Source organism: Kribbella sp. NPDC058245, from assembly GCF_042882005.1.
GTDB lineage: Bacteria > Actinomycetota > Actinomycetes > Propionibacteriales > Kribbellaceae > Kribbella.
This window is the reverse complement of the sequence record NZ_JBHVWY010000012.1, coordinates 174,982-188,010: the sequence shown is the minus strand read 5'-3', so window position 1 is coordinate 188,010 and position 13,029 is coordinate 174,982. Positions and strand designations below refer to the sequence as shown.

Below are 13,029 nucleotides of genomic sequence, written 5' to 3'. Positions count from 1 at the left end.
TCACTCCTCCTCCGTCGGCACACTGTGCGCCCGCTCCACACACCGCCGATAGGCCCTCCGTGCCCGGCCCATCTCCTGCGTCTCCCGCATCCGGCTCTTCCTGAACACCGTCAACAAGATGATCCGCCGGTCCGTGGCGATCCAGTAACTGATCCGCATCGCGTCCTGATCGATCCAGAAACGCAACTCACGCAGCTTGCCGTCGATCTGCTTCGTGTACGGCTCACCCAGCAACGGCCCCCGATCGGCGAGCAGGTCGACGTAGAAGGCAGCGCGCGCGAAAAGCTCGGTCGGCAGCGCCTCCAGCCAGTCACGCACTTCGGCTTCGAGTTCAACGGTACCCCAGGACATAGCACGAATGCTATATCGAATCCGTCACTCTCCGTCGCCGTTGTCCACAGGTCTTGATCAGGTGAGACCGAGGCGTTTGGTGAGGCGGGGGCCGCGTTTGATCTTGATCTCGCCGAGGATGGCGGTGCCGCGGATGTGGAAGGTTTTCGGGCGGGTGGGGGTGTTCGGGTCCGGGGCCGGGAGCAGGGTGGCGGCTTGTTCGGAGACGGAGCCGAGGATGGGGTTGGAGTCGAGGAGGACGACAGCGTTGGCGGGGACGCGGATCTTCACGTCGGCCAGGATGGACTTCACGTCGATGTAGACCTCGTCGTACGGGACATGGGCCTCGGTGTAGTCGAGGGTGACGTCGCCGAGGACCGCGTTCACTTCCTGGCGTTGCGGGGCGACCCAGGTGCCGAGGCGTTTGGTGTCGGAGAGGAAGACGTTGATGGTCGGGCCGGCCTGGACCAGCGCGCCGACGGGCTGCTGCGGTGCCGCGGGTTGCGCCAGCCCGTTGGGGAGATCGGCGGTGAGGGGGACGAGTTCGCCGTACGTCTTCGAGGTGTAGAGCGTCTCGAGTCGCTCCTCGAGCTCGGTGTAGGACAGCCGGCCCTCGCCCGCGGCGTCGCGCAGGATGTCCGCGACCTGCTCGCGCTCGGCGTCGGAGACGCGGCGACGCAGCGCCGGATCCACCGGAGCCGGTACGGCGTCCTGGGGGCGATCGTGCTGGGGAACCTCATCCTGGGCCACGAGCAAAACCTTACGCTCGCCGCAGTCCGCCTGCCCTCCGAAACCTCCCCTACCAACCCCTGACCTGAGCCCTGAGATTAGGCTGGATCAGTCCAGTCCACTGTCCATGGAGGTCTGCCGGTGTCCGCCGACTTCACGTACTCCGATCTGCTCCCGTTAGGTCCTGACGACACGGAGTACCGGCTGCTCACCACTGAAGGTGTCAGCACGTTCACCGCGGGCGACCGCACGTTCCTCCAGGTCGCGCCCGAGGTGCTGCAGCAGCTCACCTCCGAGGCGATGCACGACATCTCGCACTACCTGCGGACCGCGCACCTCGCGCAGCTGCGCCGGATCATCGACGACCCCGAGGCCTCCGGGAACGACCGGTTCGTCGCGCTCGACCTGCTGAAGAACGCGAACATCTCGGCCGGCGGGGTGCTCCCGATGTGCCAGGACACCGGTACGGCGATCGTGATGGGCAAGAAGTCCGAGGGCGTACTGACCGGCGCGGTCGACGAGGAGTGGATCAGCCGCGGCGTGTACGACGCCTACACGAAGCTGAACCTGCGCTACTCGCAGATGGCCCCGCTGACCATGTGGGACGAGAAGAACACCGGCTCCAACCTCCCCGCGCAGATCGAGCTCTACTCGACGCCGGGCGACGGCGATCCGGCGTACAAGTTCCTCTTCATGGCCAAGGGCGGCGGGTCGGCGAACAAGTCGTTCCTGTTCCAGGAGACCAAGGCCGTGCTCAACCCGGCCGGCATGATGAAGTTCCTGGACGAGAAGATCCGCTCTCTCGGTACGGCGGCCTGTCCGCCGTACCACCTGGCGATCGTCGTCGGTGGTACCTCGGCCGAGTTCGCGCTGAAGACCGCGAAGTACGCCTCGGCGCACTACCTGGACGCGCTCCCGACGACCGGTTCGCCGGTCGGGCACGGGTTCCGGGACGTGGAGCTGGAGGAGGAGGTCTTCAAGCTCACGCAGGACTTCGGGATCGGAGCGCAGTTCGGCGGCAAGTACTTCTGCCACGACGTGCGCGTGATCCGCCTCCCCCGGCACGGCGCGTCCTGCCCGGTCGCGATCGCGGTCTCCTGCTCGGCCGACCGCCAGGCGCGGGCGAAGATCACGCCGGAAGGTGTGTTCCTCGAGCAGCTCGAACGCGACCCGGCCCGCTTCCTCCCGGAGACGACCGACGAGCACCTGGACGACGACGCTGACGTCGTACGGATCGATCTGAACCGGCCGATGTCGGAGATCCGCGCCGAACTCACGAAGCTGCCCGTGAAGACGCGGCTCTCGCTGAGCGGACCGCTGGTGGTCGCCCGCGACATCGCGCACGCCAAGATCAAGGAGCGCCTGGACGCCGGCGAACCGATGCCTTCTTATCTCCGCGATCACGCGGTGTACTACGCGGGCCCCGCCAAAACCCCCGAGGGCTACGCCTCCGGCTCCTTCGGCCCGACCACCGCGGGCCGGATGGACGCGTACGTCGACCAGTTCCAGGCCGCCGGCGGTTCCTTCGTCATGCTTGCCAAGGGCAACCGCTCGGCCCAGGTCACGAACGCCTGCAAGGCCCACGGCGGTTTCTACCTAGGCTCCATCGGCGGCCCCGCGGCGCGTTTGGCTCAGGACTGCATCAAGTCCGTCGACGTCCTCGAGTACGCCGAACTCGGCATGGAAGCGGTCTGGAAGATCGAGGTCGAAGACTTCCCCGCCTTCGTCGTCGTCGATGACAAAGGCAACGACTTCTTCACCGACACCCGCAAGCCGGTCCCGCTGACGACGCGTCCCAGGTAGGGACCCGGACCGCTCCCACTCACTAACTTCGTCGACCGCCCGGCTCCCGCGCTCAGCGCAGTAGCTGGGTGGGTCTCTCCTGGGGGTTGGTGAGTGGTGGCGGTCCGCTTCAGCTGGCTAGCTCGTCGGCGATGATGGTGGGTTGGTGTCCGGCGGGAGCGGCTGGGAGGGGCCAGTCGGCCGGCGGGGTCCAGGACTGCCAGTTGTCGCTGAACGGGGCGGTCCAGGCGTGGATCTCGGCTATGGCGTCGTGGGCGGTGGCGATGATCGCGTCAGCTTCGGCCTGGGTGAACCGGCCGGCGGTGACGGCGCCTTCGAGTTCGTCCTCGTCCTTCCAGTGGATGCCGCGGTCGGGGGTGATCCACAGGTCGAGGACGCGGTCCTCGGTGATGGTACGGCGATCCTCCCGGACGTGGGGTGCCTCAAGGTTGACGTACCAGCCGTTGAAGGAGCCGGTGGCCGACCAGAAGTACCAGATGGACCAGGGCTTGCCGGCCGGCGCGACCTTGAGGATGCCGGTGCCGTGCCAGACGTCCAGCTTCAGCACCCGAGGCTCGGTGAACATGCCGATCGGGCCGGCCTCACGGAGTTCCCGGCCGTCAGTCAGGACTGTTTTGAGGATCGGGGTCTGCGGGGCCAGCCAGGCGACCAGGCCGTCGGCATCGTCGCGGACGACCGTCATCGGGCGCACGGTGGGCTGATCGGTCAGGCGGTTGGCGTATTCCCACTCGATGACGGTTCCGGGTGTCCAGTAGCTCACGACGCCGCCGGGCGGGTCATGGACAGGACGTCGAGGGCCGCGTCCAACTGCTCTTCGGTCAGATCGCCCTTCTCCACATGGCCGTTCTCGATGACGACCTCGCGGATCGTCTTGCCCTGCTTGAGGGCGCTCTTCGCGACGGCGGCCGCGTTCTCGTAGCCGATGTAGCGGTTCAGCGGTGTCACGATCGACGGGGACGACTCGGCCAGCGCCCGGGCGTGGTCGACGTTCGCCGTGATGCCGTCGACGCAGCGCTCAGCGAGCAGGCGGGAGGCGTTGCTGAGCAGGGTGATCGACTCGAGCAGGTTGCGCGCGATCACCGGCAGCATCACGTTCAGCTCGAAGTTGCCGCCGGCACCGGCCACGGTGATCGTGGTGTCGTTGCCGATCACCTGGGCGGCGACCATCAATGTGGCCTCGCAGATCACCGGGTTCACCTTGCCCGGCATGATGCTCGACCCCGGCTGCAGGTCCGGCAGCGCGATCTCGCCGAGCCCGGCGCGCGGCCCGGAACCCATCCAGCGCAGGTCGTTACAGATCTTCGTCAGGCTGACCGCGATCGTCTTCAGCTGCCCCGACAGCTCAACCAGCCCGTCCCGAGCGCCCTGCGCTTCAAAGTGATCTTCAGCCTCGGTCAACGACAGCCCGGTACGACGGTTCAGCTCCGTGATCACCAGACCGGCGAACCCAGGCGGCGTGTTGATCCCGGTCCCGACCGCGGTACCACCCAGCGGCAGCTCGGACACCCGTGACAGGGACGACCGCACGCGCTCCGCGCCCCGCCGTACCTGCTGGGCATAGCCGTTGAACTCCTGCCCGAGCGTCACCGGCGTCGCGTCCATCAGGTGCGTGCGTCCCGACTTCACCACCTCGGCGAACTCGGTGCCCTTACGCGACAGCGATTCCACCAGTACGTCGAGCGCCGGCAGCAGCTCGTGGACGACACCGGCCGTCGCCGCGACGTGGATCGCCGACGGGAAGGTGTCGTTGCTCGACTGCGAGGCGTTGACGTGGTCGTTCGGGTGGACGTCCACCCCCGCCTGGGTCGCCAGCGTGGCCAGGACCTCGTTCACGTTCATGTTGGTCGACGTACCGGAGCCGGTCTGGAACACGTCGATCGGGAACTCCGCGTCGTACTCCCCCGCGGTCACCCGATCGGCGGCGGCCACGATCGCCGCGGCCCGCTCCGCGTCCAGTACGCCGAGCTCGGCGTTCACCACGGCCGCCGAGGCCTTGATCTGCGCGAGGGCGTGCACCAGCTCCGGAGCCAGCGGCCGGCCGGAGATCGGGAAGTTCTCCACCGCGCGCTGGGTCTGTGCCCGCCACAGCGCGTTCTTGGGGACCTTGACCTCGCCCATCGTGTCGTGCTCGATCCGGTATTCCACGTCTTCACCCATACCAGCCAGCCTACGTCGCCCCTTGGTAGACGTAGTAGAGCTCCTCCCGCCCCTGCAGCTTGACCGGTACAGGCGTCACCTGGCATGCCCCGAAGACCACTTCCACCGCACCGGCCAGCGCGGGTGATTCCGACGACGACCACACCGTCAACACTCCGCCGGTCCTTAGCCGATCCCGGCAGACGCTCAGGAAGTCAGCGGCATAGATGGCCGAATTCTCGTTGTACACAAGGAAGTCCGGCCCGTTGTCCACATCCAGCAAGATCGCGTCGTACGACGCCAACTCGGCCGCCGCGATCACCGCCCGCACGTCCCCCACCTCAACCGACACCCGCGGATCGTCCAGCACCGACGGCACCAACCCGGCCCGCGTCCACTCCACCAGGTCCGGCTCGATCTCCGCCACCACCACCGCGCCGAGACGAACATCACGCAACAACGCCCGCACCGTGTACCCGAGCCCCAACCCACCCACGAGCACCCGCTCCGGCCGCCGTACCGCCGCCAACGCCGCCGACGCCAGCAGCTCCTCGCTAGACGTCTCCACGTCATCCATCACAAACACCCCGTTGACCCGCAGCTCCAGCGCCCCATCCCCCCGCCGCCGCAACACCAACTCCCCCCGCTCACTAACCGCCCGCGCAATCTCCACCCCCACATCATCCCAACGTCCGAAAGACCGCAGTACGTGGTCGGCGTGTATTCGGACGCTAAATGCGGTGATCCCCCAACGTCCGAACGCGCGCAGTGCATGGTCGGCGAGTTTTCGGACGTTGGAGATATCCACAGGTGGAAAGTGGGCGCGGCGCAGGGGGTGCGTTCGCTGCATGTTGAAGGTATGAGTGGCATGACGAGGTGTGCGGGGGTTGAGCGGTGTGGGCGGTGCGCGGAGTGCAGGAGGTGGTTGCGGCGGAGGTGGTGGGAGCCTGAGGTGGGAGCGGTTGCCACCCGGCAGGGCGGTGTGGTGTCCCGGGCTCAGTTGGCGGCGCTGGGCATGCGGCGGTGGGAGGTCGTGGCCGAACTGCGGGCTCGGCGATGGGCGCGGTTCGGTCGGCAAACCATCTCGACCACCACCGGATCGTTGGGCGAATGCGCGCTCTGGTGGTCGGCCACGTTCGAGGTCGGCTCTGGCGCAGCTCTCGACGGCTCGACAGCCTTACAAGCGGCGGGATTGCGCGGGTTCGACGACGTACTCCACGTCTCGGTACCGAAGTCCGCGCAGCCACGTCGGCCGTCAGGCGTGGTCGTCCACGAGACTCGCCGACGGCGACCGGACGACCTCGTCGAGGGTGGGTTGCCACGCACCCGACCACCGGTAGCCGCCGTCCGGGCTGCACTGTGGGCGCGTTCGGATCGGCAGGCCGCGTTTGTGCTTGCGGCGACTGTCCAACAGCGCCTGGCCACCAGTGAGTCCATCGCCGAGGCCTTCTCGACCGTACGCTGACATCCCCGCCGCACGTTCATCGCGACGACCTTGCGCGATGTTTCGGCCGGTGCGCAGTCGGTCGGAGAGCTCGACTTCGCCAGGCTCTGCCGAGAGTACGGTCTGCCGGAACCAGATCGGCAGACACGGCGACGTGGACCGGACGGCGTCTGGTACCTCGACAACGAGTGGACGCCGTACAACGCGGTGGTCGAGATCGAAGGTCTGCACCACCTGGAAGCCGCACAAGCCCTGGCCGATGCCAGCCGCCAGAACGAGCTCACCATCGACCGCTCTCGCGTTCTCCGGATCCCCGTGATCGGCCTCCGGCTGTCCCCCGACCACTACATGTCCCAGGTCGCGCGCCTCCTCCGGTCCGCCGGATGGCGCGGCTGATTCCTTGCGTCCGAATACACGCCGACCACGTACTGCTCCTGTTCGGACGCTGGTGAACAACTTCTCCTTGCGTCCGAATACACGCCGACGAGGTACTGCATCCGTTCGGACGTTAGGGGTGGGGGTTGGCGTCGTGGGCTAGGAGGGCTAGCTGGATTCGGTTGGTGAGGTGGAGCTTCACCAGCGCGTTGGCCAGGTGGGTTTTTACGGTGGCTACGCCCAGGTGGAGGGCGTCGGCGATCTCGGCGTTGGACTTGCCTTCGGCGATGGCTTGTACGACGTCGCGCTCGCGATCGGTCAAGGCGTTGAGAGCCGCAAGGGCCGTCGTACGGCGGGTGTCGTGGTCGGTGTCGGCTGCGTGGGACATGAGTTGGCGGGTGGATCGGGGGGAGAGGACGGGTTCGCCGGCGGCGACCTTGAGGATCGCGGTCACGATCTCTACGGGGGCGGCGTCCTTCAGCAAATATCCAGCGGCGCCGGCGCGGAGGGCGCGGAGGAGGTAGTCGTCGGAGCCGAACGTGGTGAGCATGATGACTTCGGGCGCGGGTGAGTCGGCGCGGATGGCGGCGGTGGCGGCGACTCCGTCGAGGACGGGCATGCCGATGTCCATCAGTACGACGTCCGGGTGCAGGTCGCGGACCGCGTCGACCGCTTCCCGGCCGTTGCTGGCCTGGCCGACGAGGTCCAGCGAGGGAGTTCCGCCCAGCATGCTGGCCAGGCCGGCGCGGACAAGCGGGTCGTCGTCCACCAGGAGCAGCCGGACGGGAGAACTCACGCGGTCATCGTAGGGTCCACGGCAGCCAGGCCGCCAACCGGAAGTCACCCTCGGCGGTCGACCCGTACTCGATCCGCCCACCCGCCAGCGCCGCTCGTTCGGTCAGCCCGATCAGGCCGACCCGCGACCCCGGCCCACCGGCACCGGGCTCGAGCCGGTTGACCAGCTCGACCGTCAGCCCATCCCCCGGCCCACCGCTGACCGTGAGTCGGACGGGCTGGTGCGGTGCATGCTTACGGGCGTTCGTGAGCCCCTCCTGGACGATCCGATAAGCGTGCCGACCAATCACATCCGGTACGTCGGCCAGCTGCACGTGGACGGTCAGGTTCAGCACCATCCCCGCCTCCTGGGATTCGGTCACCAGCTCATCCAGTTCGGCGATGCCGCGACGCGGGCCGTCCAAGACGTCGTGCGAGCGCAGTACGCCGACGATCTCGCGCAGGTCTTCGACGCAGTCGCGGGCGCTGGTCCGGATCACCCCGGCCGCCCGCGACAGCTCGTCGGCCGGCATGTCCGGACGGAACTCCAGCGCACCGGCATGGACGCTCAGCAACGACAATCGGTGCCCGAGCGCGTCGTGCATCTCCCGGGCGATCCGCTCGCGCTCCTGCCGCTGTCCCTGCTCAACCCGCAACTGCTGCTCAGTCTCCGCCCGAACCGCCCGCTCGGTCAGGGAAGCCATCAACTGCCGACGAGTCCGTACGACGATGCCCCAGGCAACGATCGCGAGACAGGCCAGCCCAGTCAGGGCGACCGCGATCGGGTAAGCGTTCGGAGCCTTCAGCACCGGATAGAGCCAGAACTGCACCAGGCCCGAGGCCACCGCGACCGCGCCGAGCGACAGGCTGACCGCTGGCCGACGATGGACGGCAACGCTGAACAATGCGATTCCGGCCGAACCACCCACGGACGGAATCGCCGTCGAGACCACGATCATCACCAGCATCAACGCGACCGGCCAACGCCGCCGTAACAGCAGCGCGAGCGCTCCGGCGAGCGCGAACCCGAGTTCCAGCCAGACCGGCAACGGACCGAAGCGTGGCGGCGGGCCGGTGCTGGCGAGGCCCAGATCGAACCAGCCCAGGTGCGACGTGCCCCCGAGCGTGAACAGACTCAGCAGGAACCCGAGCAGCACCACCACGACATCGACCACGCGGTCGCGCGGCGTGCGTCGTCCGTACCCGGGAGCGGCCCGCGACCCCGGCGCGATCAGCGTGGCAAGGAACCCCGGCGTACTCTGCACCCGACCGACGGTATCCCGTCAGCGACTTTCGGTGGAGGTTGCGATCCACCGGCAGTCTCGACAAAGGCTGCTACCGACGGATCCGCCGTACCGGGTGATCCGGGCAGAGTTGGCGGCATGAAGCGGCTCGGGAAGTTCGTCCTGCGGTTTGTTGCCTTGGTCATCGTGCTGGTGCTGGCGTTCGTGGTGTCGTCGAAGGTCTGGACGTGGCAGGACGACCGCAAGGCGGAGCTGACGACGACGGGTCCCTACACGGCCGATCTCGAGTCGCTGAAGAAGCATCCGTTGCCGAAGTGGTTCCAGGACGCGAAATTCGGGGTGATGATCCACTGGGGGCTCTACTCGGTTCCTGGGTTCGCACCGAAGGGCAAGACGTTTCCGCAGCTGCTCGCGACCGAGTACGGGCATGCGATGACGCACAACCCGTACGCCGAGGATTACGCGAACTCGATGAAGGACCCAGAGTCGCCGACCGGGGTCTATCACCGCGAGCACTACGGAGATGCGCCGTACAGCGACTTCACCAAGCAGTTCGATGCCGGACTCGCCCAGTGGGACCCCGATCGGTGGGCTGCACAGTTCAAGGCGGCCGGGGCGTCGTACATCGTGGTGACGGCGAAGTACGCCGATGGGTACTCGATGTGGCCGACGCAGGTGCGCAATCCGCACGCACCGGACTTCCACGCGCAGCGGGATCTCATGGGTGAGCTGGCGACCGCCGTACGCAAGCAGGGGCTGAAGTTCGGCATGTACTACTCCGGTGGGGTCGATTGGACCTTCCAGACCAAGCGGGTCAACACACTGGGCGACTACTCGTTCCTGCACTACGGCGAGGACTACCGCCAGTACGCCGTCGCCCAGGTGCGCGAGCTGATCAACAGGTACAAGCCGGACATCCTCTGGAACGACATCTCCTGGCCGACCGGTTCCAAGCGCCTGTACGCCGTGATCGCGGACTACTACAACACCGTCCCTGAGGGCGTCATCGACGATCGGCTGACCACGGCGTCGCTCGGCCGGCAATTCATGAGTCCGAAGCCGATGCGCTGGGTGTTCGATCAGCTGATGCACGGGCTGCTCAAGCTCCCGGATGCGGCCGACAGCATCAGTACGCCGCAGGAGGTGCCGCACAGCGACTTCAGGACTCCGGAGTACGCCGGCTTCGACTCGATCCAGACCAAGTTCTGGCAGCAGGACCGCGGGATCGGCGGGTCGTTCGGCTACAACCGCAACGAGGGCGAGGCCGATTACACCAAGTCGCCCGAGCTGATCGGCGAACTGGCGAAGGCAAGTGCCAACAACGGTGCGTTCCTGCTGAACGTCGGACCGAGCGGCGGCGCGGGCGAGATCGTACCGGCGCAGCTGAGCCGGCTGACCGACATCGGCGCCTGGCTCAAGACGAACCGGGAGGCGTACGACGGGACGCGGCCGTGGACGCAGTCGTCCGCCAAGACGGCGGCCGGTGACACCGTGACGTTCACACAGCGCGGTGGTGACCTCTACGCCACCGTCCTCGGAAAGCCGAAGGGCGACATCGTCATCCAGGGGGTCACGCTCAAGGGCCCGGCCACGCACCTCGGCGTACCGGCTGCTGTTGCAGTCACAGCAACCGGCGGCAACACCACACTGAAAGGTGCAGACGGCTCCTACGCGCCCGTCTACCGGCTGAAAATCTCCTAGCGTCCGAAAACACGCCGACCACGTACTGCGGGTGTTCGGACGTTAGGGGTTAGTACCAGCCCTTGGCCTGGGAGTGGCTCCAGGCGGAGCAGGGGGAGCCGTAGCGGACCTCGATGTAGTCGAGGCCCCACTTGATCTGGACGACAGGGTTGGTCCGCCAGTCGGCGCCGTAGGCGGCCATCCGGTTGCCCGGGAGGGCCTGGGCGATGCCGTACGCCGAGGAGGTCGGGTTGTCGGCGCGGGGGTTCCAGCGCGACTCCTTGTTCCACAGCTTCTCCAGGCAGCTGAACTGGCCCTGGCTCCAGCCGTGGTCGGGCAGCAGGTTCATCGCGATCTGCTTGGGGGTGCCCTCGAACTTCTTCCGCTCGGCGTCCCGGCTGGCGCGCTCCTCGCGCGAACTGCGGTCCGTCTTCTGCAGCGCCTGGTAGCGCTTGAGGGCAGCGTTCTTGGCCACCAGCTCGCGCTCAGCGGCATCCTGGGAAGCCTTCATCTCCTGCGCCTGGGCCTCGACCTGGTTCCGGATCCGGATGGCCTCTTCGGCCTGTTCCTGCGCGGTCAGGATCTTCTGCGTCGGCTGCTTGACCGCCTGGGCCTTCTCGCTGTTCATCACGGCGAGCTCGGCGCGGCCGGAGGCCGAACTGCTGCCGGCGCTGAAGAGGTCGATCCCTGCTACCACGGTGACCACGGCGATCCCTGCCACTGAGAGAGCCGCGACGGAGCGCTTCGCTTTCATCTTTCCTTCCGAGAAACCCGACCCCCGTCGGCTGCAACAGAACCATACTTTGGCCTAAACCGAGCGTGATCACAAGCAGGTCACGAGCGACGGCGCGGCCGCCGCAGGGGCGACCGCGCCGTGGCGGACGAAGTCTTACGCGTGCTTTACAGATAGTGATGAGCGAAGCTCACCATGACTCCTTACACGTCAGTCAGATCTGCAGGTCGTCGAGCATCTCGGTGACCAGCGCGGCGATCGGCGAGCGCTCCGAGCGGGTGAGCGTGACGTGCGCGAACAGCGGGTGGCCCTTGAGCTGCTCGACCACCGCCACCACGCCGTCGTGCCGGCCGACCCGGAGGTTGTCCCGCTGGGCCACGTCGTGGGTGAGCACGACTCGCGAGTTCGCGCCGACCCGGGACAGCACGGTGAGGAGCACGTTGCGCTCCAGCGACTGCGCCTCGTCGACGATCACGAACGCGTCGTGCAGTGACCGGCCGCGGATGTGGGTCAGCGGCAGCACCTCGAGCATGCCGCGGTCCAGCACCTCGTCGATCACGTCACCACCGGCCAACGCGCCCAGCGTGTCGAAGACCGCCTGTGCCCACGGCTGCATCTTCTCCGACTCGCTGCCCGGCAGGTAGCCGAGCTCCTGGCCGCCGACCGCGAAGAGCGGCCGGAAGACAACCACCTTCTTGTGCTGGCGGCGCTCCATCACCGCCTCCAGACCGGCGCACAGCGCGAGCGCTGACTTGCCCGTCCCCGCGCGACCGCCGAGCGAGACGATCCCGACGTCCGGGTCGAGCAGGAGGTCGAGCGCGACCCGCTGCTCGGCCGACCGGCCGCGGATCCCGAAGGCCTCGCGATCGCCGCGGACCAGCCGGACCCGCTTGTCCGGCATCACCCGGCCGAGCGCACTGCCCCGGTCGGACAGCAGCACCAGCCCGGTGTGGGTCGGGAACTCACCGGCCTGCTGAAGCTCCAGCACGCCTTCCTCGTACAGGTCGTCGACCACCGCGGTCTCGACCTCGAGCTCGGCCATCCCGGTCCAGCCGGACTCGAACGTGATCTCCGCGCGGTACTCCTCGGCCACCAGACCGCAGGCCGAGGCCTTCACGCGCATCGGCAGGTCCTTGGAGACCAGCGTGACGTCGCGGCCCTCGGCCTTGAAGTTGCACGCGACCGCGAGGATGCGGCTGTCGTTGTCGCCGAGCCGGAAACCGGCCGGCAGGCTTTCGGGGTCGGTGTGGTTCAGTTCGACCCGCAGGCTTCCACCGTTCTCCCCCACTGGCAGGGGTGCGTCCAGACGTCCGTGCTGAATCCTGAGCTCGTCGAGCAGGCGTAATGCGGTGCGAGCGAAGTAGCCGAGCTCGGGATGATGCCGTTTGGCCTCCAATTCGGTGACGACGACCACCGGGACGACCACCTCGTGCTCGTCGAACCGCAGCATCGCGTGCGGGTCCGACAGAAGCACCGAAGTGTCCAGCACAAAAGTGCGCTGTTCCGGTGTGGATGAGGTACTTGACGCCTTGGCGTGGGTGGCAGCCATGTCGCACGTCCTCTCGGGCCGCGACGTGCACCACGCCCGGCCCACCAGTGTTAGGTGTTGGACCGGGAGTCGGGGATCAGCCGGATCGAGACAGAGCGTCTCGGGTACTCCGTTCTACCCCTGCAAGGGGCATCCGGCTGGCGAACGATTCTCAAGCTGATCGCACCTCCCGTAACAGCCGGCTTCCCCTCCGACTGTCTCTGTCAGAGTAGGAGGGTCCTGCAAACCCCGC

Annotated in this window: 13 protein-coding genes; 4 read left to right on the top strand and 9 right to left on the bottom strand. The window is 67.4% G+C overall.

The window, feature by feature from the left end:
• Both ACFVWG_RS26990 and ACFVWG_RS26985 read right to left on the bottom strand, forming a co-directional pair.
• Entirely contained in the window at positions 1 to 351 is a 351-nt protein-coding gene (locus tag ACFVWG_RS26990) for a type II toxin-antitoxin system RelE/ParE family toxin (protein ID WP_391546204.1), read from the bottom strand.
• A gap of 57 nt (positions 352 to 408) precedes the next feature.
• Complete coding sequence (locus ACFVWG_RS26985) at positions 409 to 1,080, bottom strand: DUF1707 domain-containing protein (protein ID WP_391546203.1); 672 nt, start codon at positions 1,078 to 1,080, stop codon at positions 409 to 411.
• Between the two features lie 120 nt (positions 1,081 to 1,200).
• On the opposite strand from ACFVWG_RS26985, the gene ACFVWG_RS26980 reads away from it, so the two are divergent.
• Complete coding sequence (locus ACFVWG_RS26980) at positions 1,201 to 2,862, top strand: fumarate hydratase (protein ID WP_391546202.1); 1,662 nt, start codon at positions 1,201 to 1,203, stop codon at positions 2,860 to 2,862.
• A gap of 109 nt (positions 2,863 to 2,971) precedes the next feature.
• On the opposite strand, the gene ACFVWG_RS26975 is transcribed toward ACFVWG_RS26980, so the two are convergent.
• The 3 genes from ACFVWG_RS26975 to ACFVWG_RS26965 are packed head-to-tail and all read right to left on the bottom strand — an operon-like array spanning position 2,972 to position 5,575.
• A complete protein-coding gene (locus tag ACFVWG_RS26975) occupies positions 2,972 to 3,622 on the bottom strand; it encodes a DUF402 domain-containing protein (RefSeq protein WP_391546201.1) in 651 nt (216 codons plus the stop codon).
• The gene (locus ACFVWG_RS26970) at positions 3,619 to 5,019 is read right to left on the bottom strand and encodes a class II fumarate hydratase (RefSeq protein WP_391546200.1); all 1,401 of its coding nucleotides are present in this window, start codon (positions 5,017 to 5,019) and stop codon (positions 3,619 to 3,621) included. The genes ACFVWG_RS26975 and ACFVWG_RS26970 overlap by 4 nt, the downstream gene beginning before the upstream one ends.
• A gap of 10 nt (positions 5,020 to 5,029) precedes the next feature.
• The gene (locus ACFVWG_RS26965; protein ID WP_391546199.1) at positions 5,030 to 5,575 is read right to left on the bottom strand and encodes a spermidine synthase; all 546 of its coding nucleotides are present in this window, start codon (positions 5,573 to 5,575) and stop codon (positions 5,030 to 5,032) included.
• Between the two features lie 375 nt (positions 5,576 to 5,950).
• Here ACFVWG_RS26965 and ACFVWG_RS26960 point away from each other — a divergent pair, with 375 nt between their 5' ends.
• Positions 5,951 to 6,463, top strand: coding sequence for a hypothetical protein (locus ACFVWG_RS26960; protein WP_391546198.1), 513 nt, complete (start codon positions 5,951 to 5,953; stop codon positions 6,461 to 6,463).
• A gap of 30 nt (positions 6,464 to 6,493) precedes the next feature.
• Positions 6,494 to 6,838 (top strand): hypothetical protein, encoded by a 345-nt coding sequence (locus ACFVWG_RS26955; protein ID WP_391546197.1) that lies wholly within the window; start codon positions 6,494 to 6,496, stop codon positions 6,836 to 6,838.
• A gap of 112 nt (positions 6,839 to 6,950) precedes the next feature.
• Here ACFVWG_RS26955 and ACFVWG_RS26950 read toward each other — a convergent pair whose 3' ends face one another.
• Together ACFVWG_RS26950 and ACFVWG_RS26945 are read right to left on the bottom strand one after the other, a co-directional pair.
• Positions 6,951 to 7,613, bottom strand: coding sequence for a response regulator (locus tag ACFVWG_RS26950; RefSeq protein WP_391546196.1), 663 nt, complete (start codon positions 7,611 to 7,613; stop codon positions 6,951 to 6,953).
• Between the two features lie 4 nt (positions 7,614 to 7,617).
• Complete coding sequence (locus ACFVWG_RS26945; RefSeq protein WP_391546195.1) at positions 7,618 to 8,856, bottom strand: sensor histidine kinase; 1,239 nt, start codon at positions 8,854 to 8,856, stop codon at positions 7,618 to 7,620.
• Positions 8,857 to 8,973: 117 nt separating this feature from the next.
• Here ACFVWG_RS26945 and ACFVWG_RS26940 point away from each other — a divergent pair, with 117 nt between their 5' ends.
• A complete protein-coding gene (locus ACFVWG_RS26940; protein WP_391546194.1) occupies positions 8,974 to 10,536 on the top strand; it encodes an alpha-L-fucosidase in 1,563 nt (520 codons plus the stop codon).
• 49 nt (positions 10,537 to 10,585) lie between these two features.
• Here ACFVWG_RS26940 and ACFVWG_RS26935 read toward each other — a convergent pair whose 3' ends face one another.
• Complete coding sequence (locus tag ACFVWG_RS26935) at positions 10,586 to 11,269, bottom strand: hypothetical protein (protein ID WP_391546193.1); 684 nt, start codon at positions 11,267 to 11,269, stop codon at positions 10,586 to 10,588.
• Between the two features lie 193 nt (positions 11,270 to 11,462).
• On the bottom strand, positions 11,463 to 12,797 hold the full coding sequence (locus ACFVWG_RS26930) for a PhoH family protein (RefSeq protein WP_391546192.1): 1,335 nt from the start codon (positions 12,795 to 12,797) through the stop codon (positions 11,463 to 11,465).
• Positions 12,798 to 13,029 lie beyond the last annotated feature (232 nt).